The sequence below is a fragment of the Rhizobium sp. BK008 genome (genome assembly GCF_014197345.1).
Lineage (GTDB): Bacteria > Pseudomonadota > Alphaproteobacteria > Rhizobiales > Rhizobiaceae > Rhizobium > Rhizobium anhuiense.
Window position 1 is genome coordinate 483,965 of the sequence record NZ_JACIFK010000001.1, and the last position, 26,030, is coordinate 509,994.

At 62.2% G+C, this 26,030-nt stretch carries 21 protein-coding genes; 8 read left to right on the top strand and 13 right to left on the bottom strand.

Annotated features, from left to right (window positions below; all coding sequences use genetic code 11):
- Positions 1-34 precede the first annotated feature (34 nt).
- The 5 genes from FHT69_RS02255 to trxB all read right to left on the bottom strand — a co-directional run bounded on the left by FHT69_RS02255 (position 35) and on the right by trxB (position 5,093).
- On the bottom strand, positions 35-1,159 hold the full coding sequence (locus tag FHT69_RS02255) for an alkene reductase (RefSeq protein WP_127430189.1): 1,125 nt from the start codon (positions 1,157-1,159) through the stop codon (positions 35-37).
- 25 nt (positions 1,160-1,184) lie between these two features.
- Positions 1,185-2,351 (bottom strand): MFS transporter, encoded by a 1,167-nt coding sequence (locus FHT69_RS02260; RefSeq protein WP_127430190.1) that lies wholly within the window; start codon positions 2,349-2,351, stop codon positions 1,185-1,187.
- A gap of 1 nt (position 2,352) precedes the next feature.
- Positions 2,353-2,646 (bottom strand): ArsR/SmtB family transcription factor, encoded by a 294-nt coding sequence (locus tag FHT69_RS02265; protein WP_028758410.1) that lies wholly within the window; start codon positions 2,644-2,646, stop codon positions 2,353-2,355.
- A 553-nt stretch (positions 2,647-3,199) separates the two neighbouring features.
- Positions 3,200-4,096 carry a LysR family transcriptional regulator VtlR gene (locus tag FHT69_RS02270; protein WP_003581089.1) on the bottom strand — a complete coding sequence of 299 codons (897 nt, stop codon included), beginning with the start codon at positions 4,094-4,096 and terminating at the stop codon, positions 3,200-3,202.
- 22 nt (positions 4,097-4,118) lie between these two features.
- Complete coding sequence (trxB, locus tag FHT69_RS02275) at positions 4,119-5,093, bottom strand: thioredoxin-disulfide reductase (protein WP_028758411.1); 975 nt, start codon at positions 5,091-5,093, stop codon at positions 4,119-4,121.
- Positions 5,094-5,324: 231 nt separating this feature from the next.
- Between trxB and FHT69_RS02280 the strand changes: the two genes are divergently transcribed.
- Positions 5,325-5,792 (top strand): Lrp/AsnC family transcriptional regulator, encoded by a 468-nt coding sequence (locus FHT69_RS02280; RefSeq protein ID WP_017994786.1) that lies wholly within the window; start codon positions 5,325-5,327, stop codon positions 5,790-5,792.
- 21 nt (positions 5,793-5,813) lie between these two features.
- On the opposite strand, the gene FHT69_RS02285 is transcribed toward FHT69_RS02280, so the two are convergent.
- Positions 5,814-7,160, bottom strand: coding sequence for a sigma-54-dependent transcriptional regulator (locus FHT69_RS02285; protein WP_047611123.1), 1,347 nt, complete (start codon positions 7,158-7,160; stop codon positions 5,814-5,816).
- Between the two features lie 4 nt (positions 7,161-7,164).
- Positions 7,165-9,033 carry an ATP-binding protein gene (locus FHT69_RS02290; protein WP_047611122.1) on the bottom strand — a complete coding sequence of 623 codons (1,869 nt, stop codon included), beginning with the start codon at positions 9,031-9,033 and terminating at the stop codon, positions 7,165-7,167.
- 225 nt (positions 9,034-9,258) lie between these two features.
- Between FHT69_RS02290 and FHT69_RS02295 the strand changes: the two genes are divergently transcribed.
- Positions 9,259-10,593: a dicarboxylate/amino acid:cation symporter gene (locus FHT69_RS02295; RefSeq protein WP_183904861.1), complete on the top strand. Its 1,335-nt coding sequence runs from the start codon at positions 9,259-9,261 to the stop codon at positions 10,591-10,593.
- Between the two features lie 73 nt (positions 10,594-10,666).
- Here the strand turns inward: FHT69_RS02295 and FHT69_RS02300 are convergent, their stop codons facing one another.
- Complete coding sequence (locus FHT69_RS02300) at positions 10,667-11,725, bottom strand: glycosyltransferase family 4 protein (protein WP_082849685.1); 1,059 nt, start codon at positions 11,723-11,725, stop codon at positions 10,667-10,669.
- A gap of 27 nt (positions 11,726-11,752) precedes the next feature.
- On the bottom strand, positions 11,753-12,229 hold the full coding sequence (greA, locus tag FHT69_RS02305) for a transcription elongation factor GreA (protein WP_017965278.1): 477 nt from the start codon (positions 12,227-12,229) through the stop codon (positions 11,753-11,755).
- Positions 12,230-12,499: 270 nt separating this feature from the next.
- Here greA and FHT69_RS02310 point away from each other — a divergent pair, with 270 nt between their 5' ends.
- Together FHT69_RS02310 and FHT69_RS02315 are read left to right on the top strand one after the other, a co-directional pair.
- Complete coding sequence (locus FHT69_RS02310) at positions 12,500-13,732, top strand: putative DNA modification/repair radical SAM protein (RefSeq protein ID WP_183905364.1); 1,233 nt, start codon at positions 12,500-12,502, stop codon at positions 13,730-13,732.
- Entirely contained in the window at positions 13,732-15,186 is a 1,455-nt protein-coding gene (locus FHT69_RS02315) for a UdgX family uracil-DNA binding protein (protein ID WP_183904862.1), read from the top strand. The genes FHT69_RS02310 and FHT69_RS02315 overlap by 1 nt, the downstream gene beginning before the upstream one ends.
- Before the next feature lie 60 nt (positions 15,187-15,246).
- Here FHT69_RS02315 and carB read toward each other — a convergent pair whose 3' ends face one another.
- Both carB and FHT69_RS02325 read right to left on the bottom strand, forming a co-directional pair.
- On the bottom strand, positions 15,247-18,735 hold the full coding sequence (gene carB / locus FHT69_RS02320; protein WP_047614239.1) for a carbamoyl-phosphate synthase large subunit: 3,489 nt from the start codon (positions 18,733-18,735) through the stop codon (positions 15,247-15,249).
- Positions 18,736-19,008: 273 nt separating this feature from the next.
- Complete coding sequence (locus tag FHT69_RS02325; protein WP_063474551.1) at positions 19,009-19,785, bottom strand: LytTR family DNA-binding domain-containing protein; 777 nt, start codon at positions 19,783-19,785, stop codon at positions 19,009-19,011.
- Positions 19,786-19,832: 47 nt separating this feature from the next.
- Between FHT69_RS02325 and FHT69_RS02330 the strand changes: the two genes are divergently transcribed.
- Together FHT69_RS02330 and FHT69_RS02335 are read left to right on the top strand one after the other, a co-directional pair.
- Positions 19,833-20,363: a DUF2306 domain-containing protein gene (locus tag FHT69_RS02330; RefSeq protein WP_127430195.1), complete on the top strand. Its 531-nt coding sequence runs from the start codon at positions 19,833-19,835 to the stop codon at positions 20,361-20,363.
- Positions 20,364-20,441: 78 nt separating this feature from the next.
- Entirely contained in the window at positions 20,442-21,362 is a 921-nt protein-coding gene (locus tag FHT69_RS02335) for a neutral zinc metallopeptidase (RefSeq protein WP_028759077.1), read from the top strand.
- Positions 21,363-21,420: 58 nt separating this feature from the next.
- Here FHT69_RS02335 and FHT69_RS02340 read toward each other — a convergent pair whose 3' ends face one another.
- A complete protein-coding gene (locus tag FHT69_RS02340; RefSeq protein WP_127430196.1) occupies positions 21,421-22,416 on the bottom strand; it encodes an aldo/keto reductase in 996 nt (331 codons plus the stop codon).
- Positions 22,417-22,826: 410 nt separating this feature from the next.
- Here FHT69_RS02340 and FHT69_RS02345 point away from each other — a divergent pair, with 410 nt between their 5' ends.
- Positions 22,827-24,071 (top strand): TCR/Tet family MFS transporter, encoded by a 1,245-nt coding sequence (locus FHT69_RS02345; protein WP_063474554.1) that lies wholly within the window; start codon positions 22,827-22,829, stop codon positions 24,069-24,071.
- Positions 24,072-24,213: 142 nt separating this feature from the next.
- Positions 24,214-25,617 carry an MATE family efflux transporter gene (locus FHT69_RS02350; RefSeq protein WP_183904863.1) on the top strand — a complete coding sequence of 468 codons (1,404 nt, stop codon included), beginning with the start codon at positions 24,214-24,216 and terminating at the stop codon, positions 25,615-25,617.
- Positions 25,618-25,634: 17 nt separating this feature from the next.
- Here the strand turns inward: FHT69_RS02350 and FHT69_RS02355 are convergent, their stop codons facing one another.
- Positions 25,635-25,955: an antibiotic biosynthesis monooxygenase family protein gene (locus FHT69_RS02355; protein WP_047611094.1), complete on the bottom strand. Its 321-nt coding sequence runs from the start codon at positions 25,953-25,955 to the stop codon at positions 25,635-25,637.
- Positions 25,956-26,030 lie beyond the last annotated feature (75 nt).

Sequence of the window (26,030 nt, forward strand, 5' to 3'; positions counted from 1 at the left end):
TTCGGCGGGATTTCGCGGTTCGCATTGCAAAGGCTCAGGCGACCTTTTCGAGGATAGGATAGTCGATATAGCCCTTGCCGGTGCCGCCGTAGAACGTCGCTTGATCGGGCGTATTGAGCGGCAGGTTCTTTGCCAGCCGTTCGACGAGATCGGGATTGGCGATGAAGGGCTTGCCGAAGGCGACGAGATCGGCGCGGCCGCTTTCGGCGGCGTCGATCGCCAGATCGCGGTCATAGCCGTTATTGACCATCCAATTGGCCTTGCCGCCGACCTTTTCATAGGCCTGGCGCAGCGCCTTATAGTCGAAGGAGGGATTATCGCCCTGCTTGTAGTCACGGTCGCCGCCGGTCTGGCCTTCGATGACATGGAGATAGGCGAGGTCGTATTTGGCCAGGCCTTCGACGATGTGTGTAAAGGTCGCCTGCGGATTGGAATCGTAGCTTTCGCCGGACGGCGTCACCGGCGAGATACGGATCGCGGTGCGGCCGGCGCCGATTTCCTTGACCACGGCATCGACGACTTCGAAGGTCAGGCGGGCACGGTTTTCGATCGAGCCGCCATATGCATCGCTACGGTCGTTGACGCCGTCGCGGATGAACTGGTCGAGCAGGTAGCCGTTGGCGCCGTGGATCTCGACACCATCGAAGCCGGCATCGATCGCGGCCCGGGCGGCCTTGCGGTAATCCTCGATAATGCCGGGAATTTCGGCGGTTTCAAGCGCGCGCGGCTCGGAGGTGTCGGCGAAGCTGCCGGTGCCGTCGGCATTGACCAGATAGGTCTTGGCCTTGGCGACGCGGTTGGTCGAGGAAACCGGCTTGCCGTCGTTCGGCTGCAGCGTCGTGTGCGAGATGCGTCCGACATGCCACATCTGCACGACGATCTTGCCGCCAGCAGCATGGACCGCGTCGGTGACGCGCTTCCAGCCGTCGAGAGCCTCCTTGGTATAGAGACCCGGCACATTGGCATAACCCTGGCCTTGATGTGTGATGGCTGTCGCTTCGGTGATGATCAGGCCGGCGCTGGCGCGCTGGCGGTAATATTCGACGTTGAGGTCGTTGGGGATTGCGCCCGGCGAGCGGTTGCGGGTCAGCGGCGCCATGACGATGCGGTTCTTGACGGGGATGTCGCCGACTTTCGTGGGTTCGAAAAGCTTGGCCATGATGGTCCTTTCTTTTGCGGGAGGATCACTCGGCAGGAGCGAGGGCGGCTCGGCCCCTGGCGGAGAGGTAGGTGAGCACCGTCGCGCCGAGGCCGATTAGGGCCATCAAGGCTGCGGCGAGTGGAACGCGGGTGAGATCGAAGCCCGCGTCGATGACCAGGCCGCCGACCCAGGCGCCGAGCGCATTGCCGGTGTTGAAGGCGCCGATGTTGATCGTCGAAACAAGATTCGGGGCGTCCTTGCCGAAGCCGACGACGCCGACCTGAAGCGCCGGCACGGCGGCAAAGCTTGCCAGTGCCCAAAGGAAGAGGGTGATTTCGGCCGGGATGAAGAAGCGGCTCGTATAGCTGAAGGCGATCGAGGTGATGGCGATCGCGGCAAAGACGCCGGCAAGCGTCGCGCCGAGCCGCCAGTCGGCAAGCTTGCCGCCGACGAGGTTGCCGACGGTCAGCCCGAGGCCGATCAGGAACAGCGTCCAGGTGACGCCTTCGGGCGACACGCCGGTGACGTCGCGCAGCAGCGGCGCGATATAGGTGAAGAGGGCGAACATCGAGGCGGCGAAGAAGACGGTGGTGGAGAGCGCCAGCCACAGGCCGCCATTCCGGAGTGCCGCGATCTCGCGCAGGATGCTGCTGTTTTCCTGCTGCTTGTCCCTCGGCAAAATGGCGATCAGGCCTGATATAGTGACGATGCCGATGACGGTGACGACACCGAAGGTGGCGCGCCAGCCATAGGCCTGGCCGATCGCGGTGCCGAGCGGCACGCCGAGAACATTGGCAAGCGTCAGGCCGGTGAACATCAGCGCGACGGCGCGAGCCTTGCGGTCTTCGGCGACCAGTCCGGCGGCGACGACCGAGCCGATGCCGAAGAAGGCGCCGTGGCAAAGCGCGGTCACGATGCGGGCGATCATCAGCACCCAGTAGCCGCTCGCCAGAGCGCACAGCAGGTTGCCGGCGATGAAGAAGGCCATCAGCGCAATCAGGGCGGTGCGGCGCTTCAGCTTCGCAGTCGAAACGGCCATCACGGGTGCGCCGATCGCGACCGCCAGCGCATAACCGGTTACCAGCCATCCGGCCTGCGGGATCGTCACCGACAGATCGGCGGCGACCTCAGGCAGCAAACCCATGATGACGAATTCGGTGGTGCCTATCGCAAACGAGCTCAAGGCGAGAACGAGGAGGGCGAGGGGCATTCTAAAGGTCCTGCGTCAGTTGCTTGAGAAAAGCGGCGATCGTTTCTTCGTTTCGCTTGTAGAAGATCCACTGGCCGACGCGTTTGGTGGTGACGAGGCCGGCGCGATGCAGCGTCCCGAGATGAGCCGAGACCGTCGACTGCGACAGGCCGCAGCGCTCGAACTGACTGGCGCAGACACCCATTTCGAAAGGGTGCTCCTGCGAGGGGAAATGTTGTTCGGGGTTTTTCAGCCAGTTCAGAATGTCCATCCGGGCGGGATGAGCGAGTGCCTTGATAATCTCGTCTTTGTCCATCGTCGTTCGCCGAACTATAAATCGTGTTTGACCGATATATTGATCGTCGGAACTCGATATGCAAATCACGGAGGCGTGAGGTGGCGGCTTTTAGTGGGTGCGCAATTTTTGGGCAAAAAAAGAGGGCCACCGGAAAACCAGGGCCCTTGTAATTGTGAAGGTCAAAAACCTCCAGAGGGGAACAGCTAATGCGGTGGTACTGGGAGAGAAACCACAAGATGCATCAGCTGAGATGGATATGGTGCTTCCTTGAGCAGGTTTCAATGCTTTTTTGTGCATGTCTGCTATGCGCCGCACAATTTTTTTGCGGTGCGGCATTTCCCTGGGCAAGCAAGGCAAAAAAAGAGGGCCACTGGAAAACCAGGGCCCTTATAAGTGTGAAGGTCAAAAACCTCCAGAGGGGAACAGCTAATGCGGTGGAACTGGGAGGAAAAGCCACCATGTGCATCAGCTATGTGCGATATGGTGGTTTAATGGGCAAACGGCAACCCTCATTTGTGCATGCCAGTCATGCGCCTTCTGCATAGTATGCAAAACGTCGACAAAATCGGGCTTAAAAGTTCCAGTTTCTAGCCTTGCTGACGATGAAATCGCGGAAGGCCTTCAGCTTGGCGGCGTTCTTGATTTCATCGGGATAGCAGAAATACGTATCGAAGGAGGGGACGTCGGCATTGATCGCCAGCTGAATCAGGCCGGGGTCGCGACCGACGATGTAATCCGGCAGGCAGGCGACGCCGATGCCGAGCAGGGCGGCTCGCTTGATCGAGGTCTGGCTGTTGATCTGCAGATGCGGGATGCGCTTGTTGTCGGACGAGCGGCCAGCGACCTCCAGCCAGTTGACGTCGAGCAGGTAGCTCGGCGCCGGCTCGCCGAAGGTGATGATGCGGTGATTGTCGAGATCCTCGATCTTCTGCGGCTCGCCATGGCGGTTGATATAGGACGGAGCCGCATAGACGTGCATGTGCACGGTGAAGAGCTTGCGCTGGATGAGGTCGGATTGCTGCGGCTGGCGCAGGCGAATCGCGCAGTCGGCATGGCGCATGTTCACATCCACTTCCTCGTTGTCGAGGATCAGCTGGATCTGCACATCGGGATAGAGCTGCAGGAATTCCTGGATCTTGTCGGTCAGCCAGCCCTGGCCGAGACCGACCGTCGTCGTGACGCGCAGCTTGCCGGACGGCGTCTCGGTCGTCTCGGTGAGCTGCATCTTCACGGTTTCGAGCTTCAGCAGCACGTCGTGGGCGGTGCGATAAAGCAGTTCGCCCTGCTCCGTCAGAATCAGGCCGCGCGCATGGCGGTGAAACAGCTTGGTGCCGACATCCTGCTCCAGCGCGCTTACCTGGCGGCTGATGGCGGATTGGGACAGATGCAGTTTATCCGCCGCATGCGTGAACGAACCCGCCTCGGCAGCTGCGTGGAAAATACGCAGCTTGTCCCAATCCAATGGCATTCCCCCACCCCTCATGCCGATCTTACTCCGCGGCCACGGCGACGGGCATGTGGCCCGTCAGATATCGCTCGGCTTCCAGTGCTGCCATGCAGCCCAGGCCGGCGGCGGTGATCGCCTGGCGGAACGTGTCGTCGGTCACGTCGCCCGCAGCATACACCCCCTCCAGGCTGGTCGCGGTCGAATCCGGTGCGGTCCAGAGATAGCCATTGTCCTTCAGCTTCAGTTTGTCCTTGAAGAGCTCGGTTGCCGGCGCGTGGCCGATGGCGACGAAGACGCCGTCGATCGTAACCTCGGTGATCGCCCCGGTACGCGTGTCGCGCAGGCGGGCGCCGGATACGGATTGCGGCATCGGCGGCTTGGCCGGCGTGCCGGTGATCTCTGCCACTTCGGTGTTCCACAGCACCTTGACATTGTCCTTGGAGAACAGACGCTCCTGCAGGATCTTCTCGGCCCGGAAGAAATCGCGGCGGTGCACTACGGTGACCGACTTGGCGATGTTGGAGAGATAGAGCGCCTCTTCGACGGCGCTGTTGCCGCCGCCGACAACGATCACATCCTTGTTGCGATAGAAGAAGCCGTCGCAGGTGGCGCAAGCCGAAACGCCGAATCCCTGGAAATGCTGTTCGCTCTCGATGCCGAGCCATTTGGCCTTGGCGCCGGTGGCGATGATCAGTGTATCCGCGGTCCAGACCTGGCCGCTGTCGGTGCGGGCGACGAAGGGACGCTGGTTCATGTCGACTTCGGTCACGAGATCGTTGACGATCTCGGCGCCGACATGTTTTGCCTGCTGCAGCATCTGTTCCATCAGCCAGGGACCCTGGATCGGATCGGCAAAGCCCGGATAATTCTCCACATCGGTGGTGATCATCAGCTGGCCGCCCTGTTCGAGACCGGCGATCAAAACCGGTTTCAGCATGGCGCGCGCGGCATAGACCGCGGCAGTATAGCCTGCGGGTCCGGAACCGATGATGAGCACCTTGGTATGGCGGGCGGGCATGTCATTTCCTTTCGACTGGCAGGAGGGCGGCGGCTAAGTGGTGATTGCGGCCGTTTCGCGGTCCATGGGCCATTTATGAACGTCCAATGCTTTTATTCAAGGGCAGCCTTGCGTTACCAACAAGGCAAATCGCCAGGATGTGCAAGAATCCGTCATCGGCGTGAAACATTCTTGCGTATTCCGCCGCTTTATATAGAAGCTCCCCGCGGAGAATTAAAGAAAGGCAATGATGTGGGTCGCGCCGAACTCGACGTCATCGACATAAAGATACTCCGGGAGCTGCAGGCCGACGGCCGCATGACCAATGTGGAGCTCGCCGATCGCGTCGGCATCTCGGCGCCGCCCTGCCTGCGCCGGGTGCGCAAGCTCGAGGAAGCCGGCATCATCGAGGGCTATCACGCGATGCTGAACAGCCCGAAGCTCGGCTTCGACCTCGTCGCTTTCTGCATGGTTGGCCTCAAGCACCAGTCGGAAGGCAATCTCAAGGCCTTTGCCGCCGCCACCACCGAATGGCCGCTGGTGCGCCAGGCGTGGATGGTCTCCGGCGACAGCGATTTCCTGCTGCATTGCGTGGCGGAGAACCTCACCCGCTTCCAGGATTTCGTCATCGAGGTGCTGACGGCGAACGAACATGTCGATACCGTGCGCACCATGCTGACGATCCGGCAGGTGAAGAAGCTGGGACTGGTGGAAGTCTAGACTCCCAATTGCTCCCGTCCATTACTTGCGCGAGATATAGCCGCCCCGGTTGATGCCGTGGCGCTGGAGCTTGTCGTAGAACGTCTTTCTCGGAATACCGAGCGCTTCGATGGTGCGGCGCACGTCGCCGTCATTGGCCGACAGCGTGTCGCGGATGATCTCCGCCTCGTAGCGTTCCAGTCGTTCGGGAAGCGTGGAGCCCGCCGGCTGCGCAGGGACCACTGCCGCTCCACCGCCTTCCACACCAAGCACCACGCGTTCGGCATAATGCGAGAGTTCGCGGACATTGCCGGGCCATGTATGCGAGGCGAGATGCTGCCGCACACCGGGCGAAAGCGGCGGGACCTCGCGGCGAAACCGCTCCGCGGCACGGGCGGCGAAATGGGAGAACAGCAGCGGAATATCGTCGCGGCGTTCTCGCAGCGGCGGAATGGAGATCGTCACAACATTCAGCCTGTAATAGAGATCCTCGCGAAAATCGCCGCGCACCGAGGGATCCCCGAGGTCGATCTTGGCAGCCGCGACAACGCGAAGATCGACCGGGCGCACCTCGTTGGTGCCGAGCGGCGTGATCTCGCGCATCTCCAGCACTCGCAGCATCTTGACCTGCGTGGCGGCCGGCATGCTCTCGATCTCGTCGAGGAAAAGCGTGCCGCCGCTTGCATGTTCGATGCGGCCCGTGCGGCGCTTCTGAGCGCCGGTAAAGGCGCCGGCTTCGTGGCCGAACAGTTCGCTTTCGATGACGGTTTCGGGCAGAGCGCCACAGTTGAGCGCCACGAAATTGCCCTTCCGGCGGTGGCTCCACTGATGCAGGATCTGGGCAACCACTTCCTTGCCGCTGCCCGTTTCGCCGGCGACCAGCACGTCCACATCGGTATCGGCGATATGGCGAAGAATGTTTCTCAAGTTTTCCATGACAGGCGTCTGGCCGATCAGCGGCAAGTTCTCCTGCGCATCCTCGGCTGCTTTGCGCAGCATGCGGTTCTCCAGAACAAGCCGCCGCTTCTCGCTGGCGCGACGCACGCTTTGGACGAGCCGATCGGCCGCGAAGGGTTTGGCGATGAAATCATAGGCGCCGTCCTGGATCGCCTGAACGGCCATCGGAATATCGCCGTGGCCGGTCATCAGGATCACCGGCAGGTCGGCATCCATGCCCTGCAGCGTGGCGAAGAGTTGCAGTCCATCGATCTCCGGCATGCGGATATCGGTGACGACGGGGCCGGCGAAGTCGGCCGGCAGGTCCGCCAATGCGGCTTTCGCCCCGTCATAGGCGGACACGGTGAAACCGGCGAGTTCGAGCGTCTGGGCGGTGGCGCGGCGCAAATCCTTGTCGTCGTCGATCAGCGCAACGGGGCTCAGTGTGTCCATGAGCTCAAGCCTTCCTCAGATGAACGATGAAGCGGCTTCCCCCGCTGTCGCTGACGACCTCCATCCGGCCGCCGTAATCGCCGACGATATCCTTGGAGATGACCAGCCCGAGACCGAGACCGCTCTCTTTCGAGGTGTTGAACGGGGTGAACAGGCCTTTGCGAATGTCAGGCGGAATGCCGGGGCCGTTGTCGGCGACCGTCACCGTTATCATCTCCGCATCGGCTGACGTTCTGACCTCGACGCGGCCCTCTCCGGCCTTCGGCGCCACCGCCTCCAGGGCATTCTGAAGCAAGTTGATCAGCACCTGTTCGAGACGGATCCGGTTTCCCATCACCTGCAGCTCAGGCGGCGGCAAGTCGATGTCGAGCAAATCCATTCGCCCGGCAAACCGGCTGCGCAACAGCATCACAGCACCCTCGATGACGTCCTTCAATCCTGTCGGTTCGGCGCTGCCTCGGCCTTTGCGGGCAAAGGTCTTCAGCTCTTCGGTGATCGCACCTATGCGCTCCGTCAGCGCCGCAATGCTTTCGAGATTTTCGCCGGCTGGCGCCGCCTGGCCGCGATCGAGGAAGGTGCGGGCATTGTCTGCATAGGCACGGATGGTCGCCACCGGCTGATTGATCTCATGAGCGACGCCGGCCGCCACCTGGCCCAGGATGGCCAGCCGGTTGGCCTGCACCAGATCCTGCTGCACCGCCTGCAGCTTCTGCTCTGTGCTCTTATGGCCGATGATTTCGGCCTGCAGCCGGTCCCGCGCCTGGCTGAGATCCAGCGTCCGCTCGACTACCCGCCGTTCCAGTTCCTCCCGCGCCTGCTGTTCTCTGGATATCCGCAGGGTGATCGCATGCCGGCGGCGCAACAGGAAGGCTGCTGCGGCCAACAGCGGCAAGAGGATGAGCAAGGCCAGCATGCGGGCTTCGCGAATTCCCGCATCGACGGACGGCCCGAGCGTCACGAGATGCTGCAGCTGCCATCCGGTGGCCGGAACCGGCATCCCGACATCGAGAAACCTGGTTTTTCCGGCATCGCCGGGCATGACGATCTCAACGACGTCAAGGCCGTCCCCGAGGTTCCTGATAAGATCGAGCGGCAGGGGCTGAAGCGGCGCAGCGCCGAATTGAAGGCTTTCGCGGATCGCAGTCAGCCGGTCTTCGGCGATCCGGCCGATCGTCATGAACCGCCATGATGGAAGACTGGTGATGAGGACGATGCCGCGCTCGTCAACGACATAGGACGGGGTGCCCGAGGCATTCCAATCCGCCTCGACGTCGTCGAATTCGACCTTGACCACGACGACACCCAGCAGGCCATTGCTGCCCGAAATCCGCTGGGAGATATAGAGGCCCGGCTTCTTGCTGACCGTGCCAAGTGCGAAGTGCTCGGCCTGTCCTCGTTCGACTGCCCCTTGGAAATACTCGCGGAAGCGGTAGTCATTGCCGACGAAGCTCGTCGGTTCGCGCCAGTTGCTGGCCGAAACCGCCATGCCGTCCTTGTCGATGACATAGATGACGGCGGCCTTCGTGCCCGCCGCCAAATTTTCCAGCTTCTGACTGAGCCGCTCGAACGCGCCGGCATCCTTTCCGGCCAGCGCCGCGGCGAGTGCTGCGTCCTGCGACAGAACGAAGGGAAGCGCCCGGTATTTTTCGAGAACCGTGCGCAGCAAAGCCGCATTCAGTCTCGCATCCATGCGGGCCTGTTCCTCAAGGGCGGCCTCCGCCCGGTGCCGGCCGATCTCGCCGCCAGCCCAGAGGCTTGCGACGACGGCGAGGAGGGCGAACACGGCATAGGTCCACCACATCCGGTGGATGCGGTGCTGCAGGGGCAGGGAAGGCCACAATTTCGGCGACACGGACATGGCGGATTTGTGCATTTTTCTGCACGAAACGCAAATGGATTTGTGCGGATTTCCGCATTGCTTAATTAGCTGTCAGCAGCCCCGTAAATTTTTCATTAATAAATTCAATCTGTTGGTTGGTCGGCGTGAAACTGGCACGGTGATTGCGAAGGAGATGGCAACAACGGCTGAGCTGTTGGATTTGAAGCGAACGGCTCGGGAGGCCGGAGTTCGTTCCGGGCGAGCCATTAGGAGGACATCATGATCGCAGCACCACTCGATGCAGTCGCAGGCAGCAAGGGCAAGAAGCCCTTTTATAGCCATCTTTACGTTCAGGTTCTCGTGGCCATTGCTGCGGGTATCCTTCTCGGCCATTTCTCCCCCGAACTCGGCACCCAGCTGAAGCCGCTCGGCGATGCCTTCATCAAGCTCGTCAAGATGATCATCGCCCCGGTCATCTTCCTGACCGTCGCGACCGGCATTGCCGGCATGAGCGATCTGCAGAAGGTTGGCCGTGTCGCCGGCAAGGCGATGCTGTACTTCCTGACCTTCTCGACATTGGCGCTCATCATCGGCCTGATCGTCGCCAACGTCGTCCAGCCTGGCGCCGGCATGAACATCGATCCGGCCTCGCTGGATCCGGCCGCCGTCGCCACCTTTGCCGCCAAGGCGCATGAGCAGAGCATCGTCGGCTTCCTCACCAATATCATCCCGACGACGATTGTCGGCGCCTTTGCCGATGGCGATATTCTGCAGGTCCTGTTCTTCTCGGTGCTCTTCGGCATCGCGCTCGCCATGGTCGGCGAAAAGGGCGAGCAGGTCGTCAATTTCCTGAATTCCCTGACGGCTCCCGTCTTCAAGCTCGTCGCCATCCTCATGAAGGCTGCCCCGATCGGCGCCTTCGGCGCCATGGCATTCACCATCGGCAAGTACGGCGTCGGATCGATCGCCAACCTCGCCATGCTGATCGGCACCTTCTACGTCACCTCTCTGCTCTTCGTCTTCATCGTTCTCGGCGCCGTCGCCCGCTACAACGGCTTCTCGATCGTGGCGCTGTTGCGCTACATCAAGGAAGAGCTGCTGCTGGTTCTCGGCACCTCGTCTTCGGAGGCGGCGCTTCCGGGCCTGATGAACAAGATGGAAAAGGCCGGCTGCAAGCGCTCGGTCGTCGGCCTCGTCATCCCCACAGGCTATTCCTTCAATCTCGACGGCACCAACATCTACATGACGCTGGCTGCACTCTTCATTGCCCAGGCAACCGGCATCCATCTCTCCTGGGGTGACCAGATCCTGCTGCTCCTGGTGGCGATGCTGAGCTCCAAGGGTGCCGCAGGCATCACCGGCGCCGGCTTCATCACCCTGGCAGCGACGCTCTCCGTCGTCCCCTCCGTACCGGTCGCCGGCATGGCGCTCATCCTCGGCATCGATCGTTTCATGTCGGAATGCCGGGCGCTGACCAACCTTGTCGGCAATGCGGTTGCAACGATCGTCGTGGCACGCTGGGAAAATGAGCTGGATACGGCGCAGCTGGCCGCGGCGCTGGACGGCCAGACAAGCGAGGACGCTCCGGCTGCCGGGCTCCAGCCGGCCGAGTAATCGGCCAGGACGTTCACAGTCTTGAAAATCCTGCAGCGGCCCGTTCTTCAGCGGGCCGTTTCTCTTTTCTGCTTCAGCCGCGGTTGTCGCCGAGCAGGCTGTTGTAAACGGCGGCGATCGCGCCTGCTTCCTTCTCCAGCGCGAAATTCGCCCTGACATGCCGCAGCGCATTTTCGCCATGCGCAATCGCCAAGGCGGGATCGGTGATATAGGGCGCGATTGCCCGCGTCAGCGCCTCGCCATCGCCGGCGGCAACGACCGAACCCGTCTCGCCCTCAACGATGAGCTCGGCGTAGGCGCCCGCATCGGATGCCACCACCGCGGTGCGCGAAGCCATGGCTTCAAGCGGCGTCAGGCCGAAGCCCTCGTTGCGGGAGGGCGCGACGTAAAGCGTCAGGCGGCGATACCAGATCTTGATATCGGGCACTTCGCCGAGAAAGAGGATACGGTCGCTAAGCCCGGCGGCGGCGACATCGGCCTTGAGCTTGTCACCGAATGCCGCATGCTCCGCCGTCACGCGGCCGGAGACGATCGCTGTCCATTCCGGATTCTGCGGCAGCAGTTCGATCATCGCTTTGACGAAAAGATCGGTGCCCTTCTGGTGGCGCACGCGGCCGAAACAGCCGATAAGATGGCGTCCGGGCAGGCCGGTGGCGGCGATGCCGTCCTCTGCCGTTTCCGGCGGATGAAAGAGGGCAAGGTCGACGCCGTGCTGGATGACCGTGTGCGGCACCTCGAGGAACGAGCCGGAACGGTCGCTGGTCGCGATGACGGCGTCCATGCGGCGGATCAGCCATTTCGTATAGGCGGTGTGGCGGCGTTGGGCAGCCGAGGTGAAGAGCAGCTTCAGCGGCATGCGCATGAGATGGCGAAGCAGGATGCCGACGGCCATCTCGTTGTTGCGGCGCGCGTGCCAGACACGCTGGCGCCGGCGTGCCGGCGGGCGCCAGAGGCCAAGAAGCTGGCGCCACCTCAGTTTCGGCAGGCCTTCCGGCAGGCCGGGGCCAAGGGTTGCGATCTTTATGCCGAGCCGGATCTGGCAGGGAATGAGCTGAACAATGGTCGACGTGACGCCGGAGAGCCGGCGCTTGAAATTGGGCGCGATGATCTCGACGTCACGCATATCGGGCAAGGGATAGGTCTCGCGGCTGGCGGGCGATCAGCCCCAGGAAACCTGGAGGATTTCGTAGGCCTTGGAGCCGCCCGGCGCATTGACCTCGATGGAGTCGCCGACTTCCTTGCCGATCAGCGCACGGGCGATCGGCGAAGAGATGGAGATGCGGCCGGCCTTGACGTCGGCTTCCTGGTCGCCAACGATCTGATAAGTCTTTTCTTCCTCGGTGTCCTCGTCGACGAGCTTCACCTTGGCGCCGAACTTGATCTTGTCGCCCGACATCTTCGTGAGGTCGATGACCTCGGCACGCGCCGTCAGGTCTTCCAGTTCGCTGATGCGGCCTTCATTATGGCTCTGGGCTTCCTTGGCGGCGTGATATTCGGCGTTTTCGGAAAGGTCGCCATGAGCACGGGCTTCGGCGATCGCCTCGATGATTCGGGGGCGCTCCTCCTGCTGACGCCAGCGCAGCTCTTCCTGCAGCTTGACGAAACCACCCTGTGTCATCGGTACCTTTTCAACCATTTTTCTGTCCTTCACTCCTTGTATCCGCTCGTCCGTGCTTTTCGAGCAATCAGCCGCAGACACAAAAGAAAACAGGTCCCGAAGGGGAGCTTCGGAACCGTGCCACAATCCTAGTTAAGTGCTTATAGCAGATCGCCAAGGCCGATTTCCAGAAAATTCGCATAAACGAAACGCAACCCACCGCGGCATCCGGTGGCGCGCCTGAAAGATGGGCAAAGGTGACGTCGCTCCCATTGACTTTGCATATAAGAACATATAGTGAACATACTAATGAAGAAGTCGCTAACAGAACGCTTGGCCATCCTTTCCGATGCTGCGAAATATGACGCTTCCTGCGCTTCCAGCGGCACGGTGAAACGTGATTCTCACGCAAGCGGCGGCCTCGGTTCGACCGAGGGATCCGGCATTTGTCATGCCTATGCGCCGGATGGACGGTGCATTTCGCTGCTGAAAATACTGCTGACCAATTTCTGCATCTACGACTGCGCCTATTGCGTCAATCGCTCGTCGAGCAATGTCGAACGGGCGCGCTTTACGCCTGAAGAGGTCATCTGGCTGACACTGGAATTCTATCGCCGCAATTATATCGAGGGCCTGTTTCTTTCTTCCGGCATCATTCGTTCGTCCGATTACACGATGGAACAGATGGTTCGCGTCGTCCGCGAACTGCGTGTGACGCATAATTTTCGCGGCTATATCCATCTGAAGTCGATCCCTGAAGCATCACCGCATCTGATCGAGGAGGCGGGGCTTCATGCCGACAGGCTGTCCCTCAATATCGAGTTGCCAACGGATAGCGGCATCACCCGTTTCGCGCCGGAAAAGAAGCCCGCCAATATAAGGCGATCGATGGGGGATCTGAGGCTGAAGATCGAGGCCGCCGGCGAGCCGACGCTGCGGACGAAGAAGCGTCAGCGTTTTGTGCCGGCCGGTCAGAGCACGCAGATGATCGTCGGCGCCGATGGTGCCAACGACGCGACGATCCTTGCCACCAGCGGCCGACTTTACAGCAGCTATGGCCTGAAGCGCGTCTATTATTCCGCCTTCAGCCCGATCCCGGATTCGTCGAAAAACCTGCCGCTGATCAAGCCGCCGCTGATGCGGGAACACCGGCTTTATCAGGCCGACTGGCTCTACCGATTCTACGGTTTCGGCGTCGATGAGATCACCGCGAACCAGGCGGGAGGCATGCTCGATCTCACCCTCGACCCGAAACTTGCCTGGGCGCTCGCCAACAGGGCTGAATTTCCTGTCGATATCAACAAAGCCGAGCGCGAGCGGTTGCTGCGCGTGCCCGGTCTCGGCACCAAGACCGTCAAAGCGATCGTTTCGGCTCGCCGTTTTCGCCGCCTGCGGATCGACGATCTCCAGCGGCTCGGCATTTCGATCAAGAAGGTCCGGTCCTTTATTTCAGCGGAAGGCTGGTCGCCGCGCCGTCTGATCGACCGCCCCGACCTTCGCGCCATGTTCGAGCCGCAACCTGAACAATTGTCGTTGCTGTGATGCGCCGGGTCGTGCTGGCAGGACGCGGGGATCTTGCCGAATGGCGTGATGCCGCGCGGGCCTTTGCTGCCGCCGGCATATTGCCTGAAGAGATCGATTGGCGCGAAAAAGATGAAGAGGCCGATCTCGCTTTTCAGCGCGACGCCATGCCGCCGGCGCCGATCATGGCACGCAAGCCGATGACGGTGCCGACCGCCTTCATCGATCTTGCCGAGACCGTTCTCTGCCATTCCGATCCGGTGCGGTTTTCCCTGCTTTACCGGTTGCTCTGGCGGCTGCAGCTGGACCGGCAGCTGCTCGAAGTGGCCTCCGACGAGGACGTTGTCCGTGCCAGGCTGATGGCGAAAAACGTTCGACGCGACGCGCACAAGATGACGGCTTTCGTCCGCTTCAAGGAAGTGGGTGCGGTATCGGCAGACCGTCGGAAATTCCTCGCCTGGTTCGAGCCGGACCACCATATCGTCAGGCGCACAGCGCCCTTCTTCCAACGACGCTTCACCGACATGGACTGGCTGATCGCCACGCCCAAAGGGTCAGCCGCCTGGGACGGCGAGCGGCTGATGCTAAACGACGCGCCGTGTGAAAAGCCCAATCTCACCGATACCACCGATGAACTATGGCGCACCTATTACGCCAGTATCTTCAACCCAGCGCGATTGAAGCTGAAGGCGATGCAGTCGGAGATGCCGAAAAAATACTGGAAGAACCTGCCGGAAGCCGATCTCATCCCCGGGCTGATCGCCTCGGCGGAGAGCAAGGTGCGGGCCATGGCCGCACGGGAGGCGACGCAGTCACTGCCCTTCCACGATCGCTTGCAGGAGGCCGCGCGCGATATTCCTGTCGTGCCCGAAGCGCCGGCGGGCACGCTGGAAGCGCTGCGCGCGGACGCTGCCGTCTGTACCCGCTGTCCGCTGCATGCGACGGCGACGCAAACCGTATTCGGGGAGGGGCCACGCGATGCCGAGGTGATGTTCGTCGGCGAGCAGCCAGGCGACCAGGAGGATATATCAGGGCGTCCCTTCGTCGGTCCGGCCGGCCGGCTGCTGGATCAGGTGATCGCAGAAGCGGGCATCGACCGCTCGCGGCTCTATGTCACCAATGCCGTCAAGCATTTCAAATATGAGCCGCGCGGCAAGCGTCGTATCCACCAGAAGCCCAATATGGGCGAGGTGAAGCATTGCCGCTGGTGGCTCGATCTGGAGATGGCGCTGGTCAAACCGAAGCTCATCGTTGCCATGGGAGCGACGGCGCTGGCGGCGCTGACCGATGCGAAGCAGCGGTTGCAGGATGTCAGGGGGAAAGCCATTGCGATCGACGACAGGCGAACGCTCTTCGTGACGGTGCATCCTTCCTACCTGCTGCGTATTCCCGACGAGCGGCTGAAAGCCGAGGAGCTGGCGCGGTTTCGCGAAGATATGGCGAAAATCCAGCGGCTTATGGCAGCGGCTGGATAAATCGATTCCGGAGCTTCGAGGTGTGCATCACCGCTCATCGAGCGGTGATGCTGCCCTATCTCAGGCGAAGTAGCTCTGCAGCGGCCGCACTTCGAGATTGCCGGCCTTCAGCGCCTTGATCGCCTGGGCGGCGGCCTCGGCACCTGCCATCGTCGTATAATAGGGCACCTTCTGCATCAGCGTCGCACGGCGCAGCGACTTGGAGTCCGAGATTGCCTTGTTGCCGTCGGTGGTGTTGATGACAAGCTGGACCTGGCGGTTGCGGATTGCGTCCTCGATGTGCGGACGGCCTTCCAGCACCTTGTTGATCTTGGTGGCGGTGATGCCGTTTTCGCCGAGGAAGCGGGCGGTGCCGCCGGTCGCCAGCACCTTGAAGCCCTGCTCGACAAGGATGCGGATCGCCGGCAGCACGCGCGGCTTGTCCTCGTCGCGCACTGAGACGAAGACCGTCCCGTCACGCGGCAGCTCGACGCCGGCGCCGAGCTGCGACTTGGCGAAGGCAAGGGCGAAATCGGTGTCGAGGCCGATGACTTCGCCGGTCGAGCGCATTTCCGGGCCGAGCAGGGTGTCGACGCCGGGGAAACGGGCGAAGGGGAAGACGGCTTCCTTGACGGCGATGTGCTTCAGCTTGCGCGGATCGGGCTTTTCGCCGTAGGCGGCGAAGGTCGCGTCGAGTTTCTCGCCGGCCATGACGCGGGCGGCGATCTTGGCGATCGGCGCGCCGATGGTCTTGGCGACGAAGGGCACGGTACGCGAGGCGCGCGGATTGACCTCGAGAACGTAGACGATGCCGTCCTTGATGGCGAACTGGACGTTCATCAGGCCGCCGACATTGAGCGCCTTGGCCATCGCCTTGGCCTGGCGCTCCAGCTCGTCGATCAGTTCGACGGGCAGCGAGCGCGGCGGCAGCGAGCAGGCGCTGTCGCCGGAATGGATGCCGGCTTCCTCAATATGCTCCATGATGCCGGCGACATAGACGTCGGTGCCATCGGAGAGGCAGTCGACGTCGACTTCGATCGCATGAGAGAGATAGCTGTCGAAGAGCAGCGGGTTCTTGCCGAGCAGGGTGTTGATCTGGCCGGTCTTGTCGTTAGGATAGCGCTGCTTGATATCTTCAGGCACCAGTTCCGGAACCGTGTCGAGCAAGTAGCTCTGCAATTGGCCCTCAGAATGCAGGATCTGCATGGCGCGGCCGCCGAGCACGTAGGACGGGCGCACGACCAGCGGGAAGCCGATTTCGGCGGCGACCAGGCGGGCCTGCTCGACCGAATAGGCGATGCCGTTGTTCGGCTGGTTGAGATCAAGCTTCATCAGGAGCTTCTGGAAGCGGTCGCGGTCTTCGGCAAGGTCGATCATGTCAGGCGCGGTGCCGAGGATCGGGATGCCGTTCTTTTCCAGCGCCTCGGCAAGCTTCAGCGGCGTCTGGCCGCCGAACTGGACGATGACGCCGACGACTTCGCCCTTTTCCTGCTCGGCGCGCAGGATCTCGATCACATCTTCGGCGGTCAGCGGCTCGAAATAGAGGCGGTCCGACGTGTCGTAGTCGGTCGAGACGGTTTCGGGATTGCAGTTGATCATGATCGCTTCATAACCGGCATCCTTCAGCGCGAAGGCGGCATGGCAGCAGCAATAGTCGAACTCGATGCCCTGGCCGATGCGGTTCGGGCCACCGCCGAGAATGACGACCTTCTTGCGGTCGGAGACTTCGGCCTCCGAGCGGGCGGCGCCGGCGAAGGGCGTCTCGTAGGTCGAATACATATAGGCAGTCGGCGAAGCGAATTCGGCGGCACAGGTATCGATGCGCTTGAAGACCGGCCGGACGTTCAGGCCGTTGCGCAGTTCGGCGACTTCCTTCGGGCGTTTGCCGGTCAGCGTCGCCAGGCGGGCGTCGGAGAAGCCCATGGCCTTCAGCATGCGCAGGTTGGTGGCATCCTCCGGCAGGCCGTGCTCGCGGATGCGGGCTTCCATGTCGACGATGTTCTTGAGCTCAGCGAGGAACCACGGGTCGATCTTGCAGCCTTCATGCACCTCTTCGATGCTGAGGCCCTGGCGCAGCGCCTGGGCAACCATGCGCAGGCGGTCCGGCGTCGGCGTGCCGATGGCGGCGCGGATGGCGTTCTGACTGGATTCACCTTCCTCGAAATCAGGAATCTCGATTTCGTCGAGGCCGGTCAGGCCGGTTTCGAGACCGCGCAGCGCCTTCTGCAACGATTCGGCGAAGGTGCGGCCGATCGCCATGACTTCGCCGACCGACTTCATCGCCGTGGTCAGCACCGGCGAAGCGCCGGGGAATTTCTCGAAGGCGAAACGCGGGATCTTGGTGACGACGTAGTCGATCGACGGTTCGAAGGAGGCAGGCGTTGCGCCGCCGGTGATGTCGTTTTCCAGTTCGTCAAGCGTATAACCGATCGCGAGCTTGGCGGCGATCTTGGCGATCGGGAAGCCGGTGGCCTTGGAGGCGAGCGCCGACGAGCGCGAGACGCGCGGGTTCATTTCGATGACGACGAGACGGCCGTCCTTCGGATTGACGGCGAACTGGACGTTCGAGCCGCCGGTTTCGACGCCGATCTCGCGCAGCACCGCAATCGAGGCGTTGCGCATGATCTGGTATTCCTTGTCGGTCAGCGTCAGCGCCGGCGCGACGGTGATCGAATCGCCGGTATGGACGCCCATCGGATCGATGTTTTCGATCGAGCAGATGATGATGCAGTTGTCCGCCTTGTCGCGGACGACCTCCATTTCATATTCCTTCCAGCCAAGCACCGATTCCTCGACCAGCACTTCGGTGGTCGGCGAGGCGTCGAGGCCGCCGCCGACGATCTCGAAGAATTCCGAGCGGTTGTAGGCGATGCCGCCGCCGGTGCCGCCGAGCGTGAAGGAGGGGCGGATGATGGCGGGCAGGCCGACATGATCGATGGCCTGGGCGGCGATCGCCATGGCATGGCTCATGTAACGCTGCTTGCGGTCGCTCTCGCCGAGGTTCCACTGGTTTTCCAGTTCGTCCAGCGCCTTGTCGAGCTCGGATCCGGACAGGCTTTCGCGCAGCTTGTTGCGCTCGGCCTCGTGCGTCTTGCGGTCGAGGTCCTTGATGTCGGTGGCGTTGGCCAGCATCGAACGCGGCGTTTCCAGGCCGATACGGGCCATCGCCTCGCGAAACAGCGCGCGGTCTTCGGCCATGTCGATGGCGGCGGGCTTGGCGCCGATCATCTCGACATTGTAGCGATCGAGCACGCCCATGCGCTTCAGCGAAAGCGCGGTGTTCAGCGCCGTCTGGCCGCCCATGGTCGGCAGCAGCGCATCCGGGCGCTCCTTGGCAATGATCTTGGCGACGACCTCGGGGGTAATCGGTTCGACATAGGTGGCGTCGGCAAGGCCCGGATCGGTCATGATCGTCGCCGGGTTGGAGTTGACGAGGATGACGCGGTAGCCTTCCTCCTTCAGCGCCTTGCAGGCCTGGGTGCCGGAATAGTCGAACTCGCAAGCCTGGCCAATGACGATCGGTCCCGCGCCGATGATGAGGATCGATTTGATGTCTTGGCGCTTCGGCATGGGCGATATCCATTTCTAGCTGCGCAAAAAGCCGGCCAGGGTGGGAGATCACCGGGTCGGGTCGCGCATTGAGGGTCTTTTCAGGCTAGAAGCGGCTTATAGGCAAATGTATTTGCAAACGGAACCCCATAAATCGCGGAATCGACAGGAATCCAACACGGCGCGAACGGCTATTTAGCGTCCGGCCCGACGAGCAGCCGGAATCCCTAGCCTTGCTTCGGGACGAGCGAAAGCGGGAGTCCCGCCAAGGGCCTGCGGCGCCGTGCGTCTTCTTTAGGTGAAGCGGCGGCGCACGTCCTCGGCATAACTGCGGCTGACCGGGATTTGCGTGCCGTCACGGGTGAGGATCAGCAGCCTGCCATTGTCGCGTTTCAGGCTTTCGACATGGGCGTCGGCCACCCAATGCGAGCGATGGACACGAAGACCAGGCGTCGCGGCGGTTTCCTTCAGCGCGTCGGCGAAACGCAGGAGCAGCAGTTCGCGCCCGCGGCTGGTCACCACCTCGGTATAGTGATCCTGGACGGAAAGGCGCAGCAGAGGGCCACGATTGTCAGGCTTCAGCCGATCGAGGATCGAGAGGCGGGGGCTGGTTTCCTCAGGAACTGCGGCTTCGGCGATTTTCTGGCTCATCGCCATGTAAGTCAGAAGGCAGAAAAGAGCGCAGAGAGGGATGGCGAAGAGCGCGCGGTAGAGGCCGCTTTCCAGCGTCGTCGCTTCACCGGTGAAGGCGTAGTCGACGAGGCCGATGGCAAAACCGATCGGCAGGGCGGCTATGAGCGAACCGGCCATCATGCGGGCAAACATCGAAGCGACCACCTCCCGCAACAGTCTTTCGGCGATGACTGCGCAGAGAATGGCGATCGCCCAGGCAAGGGCATGCAGGGTCAGCCAGTAGGCGAGGCGTTCGCCGAAGGCCATGCTTTCCATCGTGCCGTAGGGGCCGGTGACGGCAAAGAGCAGGACGATCGCGGCAAAGGTTCCCCAGAAGCGCCGGGAATGGAGAAAGACCTGCAATTCGCGAAGCGTGGATTGCAAGAAGGGGTGAATCACGAAGTTTTCCTGCCGTTCGCGCGGTTCGGATTGAGGCAGATGCAGTCTTGGCGGAAAGACGGATCGAATTCAACCGGATGCCGCCCATGACCCTCGAACCGCTCCTCGACGCCCCGCTTGCCGTCCAGATCCATGTCGCCGCCGTTACGCCGGCAGCACTTCTCGGCGCCTATATCCTGCTGCGCCCCAAAGGCACGCCGCGCCACCGGCTGTTCGGTAGGATCTGGATGGCGCTGATGGTCGTGACGGCGATATCGAGCTTCTTCATTCATGAGCTCGATCTTTTCTACGGGTTCAGCCCGATCCATCTTCTGTCCATCGCAACATTGTTCGGCAGCTGGAATGCGATCGCGGCGGCTCGTCGCGGCGATATCCGTGTTCACAGGCGCATCGTCGCCGGTCTTTATTTCGGCGGCATCGTTCTTGCCGGCCTGTTTACCTTCCTGCCCGGCCGGATCATGCATGCGGTCGTCTTCACCGGCGGGCAATGGCCGGCGGCCCTTGCCGCGGCGGTGATCGGCTCGATCCTGGCTGCAATCGCGCTGCGTCGCCGGCGCGGGCGCCTGATGGCTCGATGAAGCCGCTGGAATTCCGGCCGCTGACGGATATATAGATTCCTTGAGTGCAAGCACGGGGCATTGCCGGGGAGAGCGAAGATGGAATGGAGAGGCCGGCGTCAGTCCGACAATGTCGAGGATCGCCGCGGTGATCCGGGCGGCGGAGGTTTCGGCCGCGGGGGCGGCTTCAATTTTCCGTCCGGCGGTGGCGTTCGCCGCGCCGGCGGCGGCCTCAGTATCGGCACGATCATCTTCCTCGTCGTCATCTATTTCATCTTCAAGATGATGGGCATCGACCTGTTGCAGGTGCTCGACACCGGCGGCGTGACGACCGGCCCCGGCTACGAGCAGAGCCAGTCGGGCGGAACGCGCACGCCTGCCAATGACGAGATGACCGCTTTCATGCGCACCGTTCTTGCCGAGACCGAGGATACCTGGCAGGGCATCTTCCAGGCGCAGGGCCAGAATTACGAGGAGCCGCGCCTCGTGCTGTTCTCGGGTTCGACCGCATCGGCCTGCGGCTCCGCATCATCGGCTACCGGGCCGTTCTACTGCCCTGGCGATCACAAGGTCTATCTCGACACCGAATTCTTCCAGGAGCTTTCCGACCGGTTCGGCGCGTCGGGCGATTTTGCCGAGGCCTATGTCGTTGCCCACGAGGTGGGCCATCATGTGCAGAACCTGCTCGGCATCCTGCCGAAATTCAATCAGGCCCGCCAGCGCATGAGCGAGGAGGAAGCCAACAAGATGTCGGTACGCGTCGAGTTGCAGGCCGATTGCTTTGCCGGCATCTGGGGCAAATATACCCAGCAGAAGGGCCTCTTGGAGTCCGGCGACCTGGAGGAAGCGCTGAACGCTGCCCAGCAGATCGGCGACGACACGCTGCAGAAACGGTCGCAGGGCTACGTCGTCCCGGAAAGCTTCAACCACGGCACCTCGGCGCAGCGCGTCAAATGGTTCAAGCGCGGTTTCGACAGCGGCCAGCTGTCGGCCTGCGATACGTTTTCCGGGCCGATCTGAGAGGGTGAGAGGTAGAGGCGCGTAGCACGCGCCCACGCAGCCGTTTCAATCCTTTTGCTTACTTCTCGCTGTCCATATCCTGCAGCATATGTTCGGGATAACGCCCACCTGCAGCCGCATCCTTCGGCACGGCGCGTTCGATGGCGGCGAAATCGTCTGGTGACAGGTCGACCGCGCGTGAGCCGAGCGCCTCGCTCAGCCGGTCGCGGCGGCGGGCGCCGATGATCGGGACGATATCCTTGCCCTTGGCGGCGACCCAGGCGATGGCGATCTGGGCGACCGAGACGCTCTTTGCCTCGGCGATCTCGCGCAGCTTCTCCACCAGAGCGAGGTTTTGTTCGATATTGCCTTCCTGGAAGCGCGGGCTGTAGGCACGGAAATCGCCGGCGGTCGCACCCTGGCCCTTCTGCCAGTGGCCGCTGATCAGGCCGCGCGAGAGCACGCCGTAGGCGGTGATCGAGATGCCGAGTTCGCGTGTCGTCGGCAGGATCTTCTCCTCGATGCCGCGCGAGATCAGCGAATATTCGATCTGCAGGTCGATGATCGGGGCAACAGTGGCGGCGCGGCGGATCGTATCGGCACCGACCTCCGACAGGCCGATATGCCTGACGTAACCTGCCTTGACCATGTCGGCGATGGCGCCGACCGTGTCCTCGATCGGCACGTTCGGATCGAGGCGGGCCGGGCGGTAGATGTCGATATAGTCGACACCGAGGCGCTGCAGCGTGTAGCTGAGGAAGTTCTTCACCGCGACCGGGCGGGCATCGATGCCGTTCCAGCCGCCGACGGGATCGCGCAGGCCGCCGAACTTGACGCTGATGACGGCGCTCTCGCGCCTGCGGCCTTTCAATGCCTCGCCGATCAGCATTTCATTGTGGCCCATGCCGTAGAAATCGCCGGTGTCGAGCAGGTTGATGCCGGCATCGAGCGCGGCATGGATCGTCGCGATGCTTTCTGCGCGATCCGAGGGACCGTACATGCCCGACATGCCCATGCAGCCGAGACCGATGGCCGAGACATCGGGTCCGGTCTTTCCCAAACGATAAGTCTGCATTTGTCTTCTCCATCAGTTTGCGCCACGCGGCGCAATCGGGTATCCGCGCCGGGGTGTCCTCGATGCCGTTCTACCGCTTTCGCATGCGGGCGATAATCGGGCGGCACAGGACGGGCTGTGCGGCGAAATGCACAATGACCAGTCTTTTTACCGGTGTTCTCTGGTGATCTGGAAGCCGTCGCAGCGATTGCAAGGGAACGTGTCGCCCGGCGATCGGCTGGGCGGCTCTCGATCTCCTGAAGCTGGAACGGCAGCGCGCGCCCTCCGGTTGAGGCATCTCATGAACTTCCCGCCCAGCATTATCAAAAACTTTGAAATGTTCACGGATTGTTTCGGTTTCTTTTCTGAGCTATGTCACTTTCTCGGCGATGAGATCGTCTTTTCAGAACCAACCGCTGTAGAGATGCCTCATGCTGGACCCCAAATTCGTTCGCCGCGGCCTTTTCCTGGTCTTCATCATCCTCTTCCTCGACATTATCGGCATCGCCATCATCATGCCGGTGCTGCCCGCCTATCTGGAGCAGTTGACCGGCGGCAGCGTCAGCGATGCGGCGATCGACGGCGGCTGGCTGATGCTCGTCTATGCCGGTATGCAATTCCTGTTCGCGCCGCTGCTCGGAAACCTGTCCGACCGTTTCGGCCGTCGTCCGATTCTTTTGCTTTCGGTGCTGACCTTTGCGATCGACAATTTCATCTGCGGCATCGCCACCAGTTTCTGGATGCTGTTCGTCGGCCGCGTGCTTGCCGGCATCAGCGGCGGCAGCTTCGCCACCTGCTCGGCCTATATCGCCGATATCAGCACCGAGGAGAACCGGGCGAAGAATTTCGGGCTGATCGGCATTGCGTTCGGCGTCGGCTTCACCATCGGCCCCGTCGTCGGCGGCTTCCTCGGCGAATTCGGCCCGCGTGTGCCGTTCCTCGGCGCGGCCGCGCTATCGCTCATCAATTTCATCGCCGCCTGCTTCCTGCTGCCGGAAACGCTGGCGGCGAAGAACCGCCGCCGGTTCGAATGGAAACGCGCCAATCCGCTCGGCGCGTTGCGCCAGATGCGCCATTATCCCGGCATCGGCTGGGTCAGCCTCGTCATGTTCCTGTTTTTCCTGGCGCATGCCGTCTATCCCTCGGTCTGGTCGTTCGTCTCGACCTATCGTTACGGCTGGAGCGAGGGACAGATCGGCCTGTCGCTCGGCATTTATGGCATCGGCGCGGTGATCGTCATGGGGCTGGTTCTGCCGCGGATCGTGCCGGTACTCGGCGAGTGGAAGACCGCTCTTCTCGGCCTCTGCTTCTCGGCCGTCGGGCTCACCGGCTATGCCTTCGCCTGGGAGGGCTGGGTCGTCTATGTCATCATCGTTGCGACCGTCATGGAAAACGTCGCCGATCCGCCGCTGCGCAGCATCGCCGCCGGCAAGGTGCCGCCCTCGGCGCAAGGCGAGTTGCAAGGCGCGCTGACCAGCCTCAGCAGCATCACCACCATCCTTGGGCCACTGATCTTCACGCAGATGTTCGGTTATTTCACGCGGCCCGAGGCGCCGGTCACCTTCGCCGGGGCACCCTATCTGACCGCTGCCCTGTTCATCCTGGTGGCCGCCGGCGTGTTCCTCATGCGGGTTCGGGTCCGTGAACCGGCCGAGGCACTGGAAGCGGCAGGTTGATCGATCAGAAACGCTGATGCGATGATGAATTTTTCATCATCTGCCTCATCTGGGGTAGTTCTTTGCGGGGCTTTGCTCTAAGTCCGGATGTTATTTCGCCGCAACCTGCGGCGACGCATATTTCAATCACAGGACTGGTGTCATGGACACGCCGATCGACGCGCGCAGGCTTGCGCCGACAACCGATAATCGTTGGGGCGCACATTTCCGTGCAACGCTGGCGCTCGGCATTCCGCTGATCGGCGCGCAGCTTGCCCAGCTCGGCATCAACACCACCGACGTGATGATCGTCGGCCGGCTCGGCGCCGAGCATCTGGCGGCGATGGTGCTTGCGGCGCAGTTCCTGTTCACGATCCTGATCTTCGGCTCGGGCTTTGCCATCGCCGTCATTCCGATGGTGGCGCAGGCCTACGGCCGCGGCGACGTTGTCTCGGTGCGCCGGTCGCTGCGCATGGGTCTGTGGGTGGTGATCGGGTACTGGGTAATCATGCAGCCGGCCTTCTTCAATTCGGAGCAGGTCCTTCTCTTCGCACAGCAGAAGCGCGAGGTGGCCAAACTCGCCCACGGCTACATCATGATCGGCCAGTTCGGCGTGCTGCCGGCGCTGCTCTTCAACGTCATGCGGGCGCTGGTCAGCGCCATCGGCAAGGCGGGCATCATCCTCAACGTCACCATCGCCACGCTGGTGATGAATGCGATCTTCGCCTATATGCTCGTGCTCGGCCATTTCGGCTTTCCGGCAATGGGGCTCGAGGGCGCGGCGATCGTTTCGGTCGTCGTGCAGACGGCAGGCTTCCTCTTCATCCTGGCTTTCGTGCAGCGGCGGGAAGAGACCCGGCGCTACGAGATCTTCGTGCGGTTCTGGAAACCCGACTGGCATGCGCTGCTGGAGGTCATCCGGCTTGGTTTCCCGATCAGCGTCACCATCCTTGCCGAAGTCAGCCTGTTCACGGTGGCCTCGCTGCTGATGGGTTATATCGGCACCATCGAGCTTGCGGCTCACGGCATTGCCCTGCAATGGGCGTCGATCGCATTCATGATCCCGCTCGGCCTCAGCCAGGCGGCGACGGTGCGCGTCGGCGTCGCGCACGGGCAGGGCGACCATCAGGGGCTGGTGCGGGCTTCGATCATGGTCCTCATCCTCGCCTGCGCCATTTCGGCGGTGGGCTCGGTACTCTTTGCGACCATGCCGCAATTCCTCGGCAGCTGGTTCCTCGACGTCAACTCGCCCGAAGCGCCGGAGGTGCTTGCCTATGCCGGGCCGCTGATCGTCGTTGCCGGGCTTTTCCAGCTCGTCGACGGGCTGCAGGTGATCGCCAATGGATTGCTGCGCGGTCTCAAGGACGCGCGCGTACCGATGATCATGGCGTTGATCGCTTACTGGCCGATCGGCTTCTTCCTGGCCTGGGCCTTTGCCTTCCCGCTGGGTTTCGGCGGTATCGGCATCTGGTTCGGCTTCCTCGTCGGGCTGGCAGCCGCCGCCGTCATGCTCTGTGCGCGCTTCTACCTTCTCCTTCGCCGGGAGGCGGAACTGGCCCACGCCTGAGCCGTCCGCCTCTGCCGTCAGGCCGCGACGGGCTTGTAACTGGCGATATCGGCGCGAATGCCGAGACGTGCAAACATTTCCTGCGGATCGAAATGGGCGGCCCTATGGGCCGCTGCAACGGCCGCCCGCGCGCGCTCGACGACCTCCGTATTTTCCCATTCGGCGATCGTGACGAAATTGAATTCGCCTGGGCCGGCGACCTGTTCCAGCACCCTGTGATCGATGAAACCGTCCTGCGCCTCCAACAGCTTGTGGGTCATCATCACTTTGACGAGAAATTCCTCTCGCGCCGCTGCCGGCACGACGAACTTGTCTATCCTGTAGAAAGCTCCGCTCATCCAGTTTTCTCCTGCATCAGATGTTTGCAGGCAGATCTGTAATTCCTCAACTTAAGCTGAGGTCAAGGGGCGGAT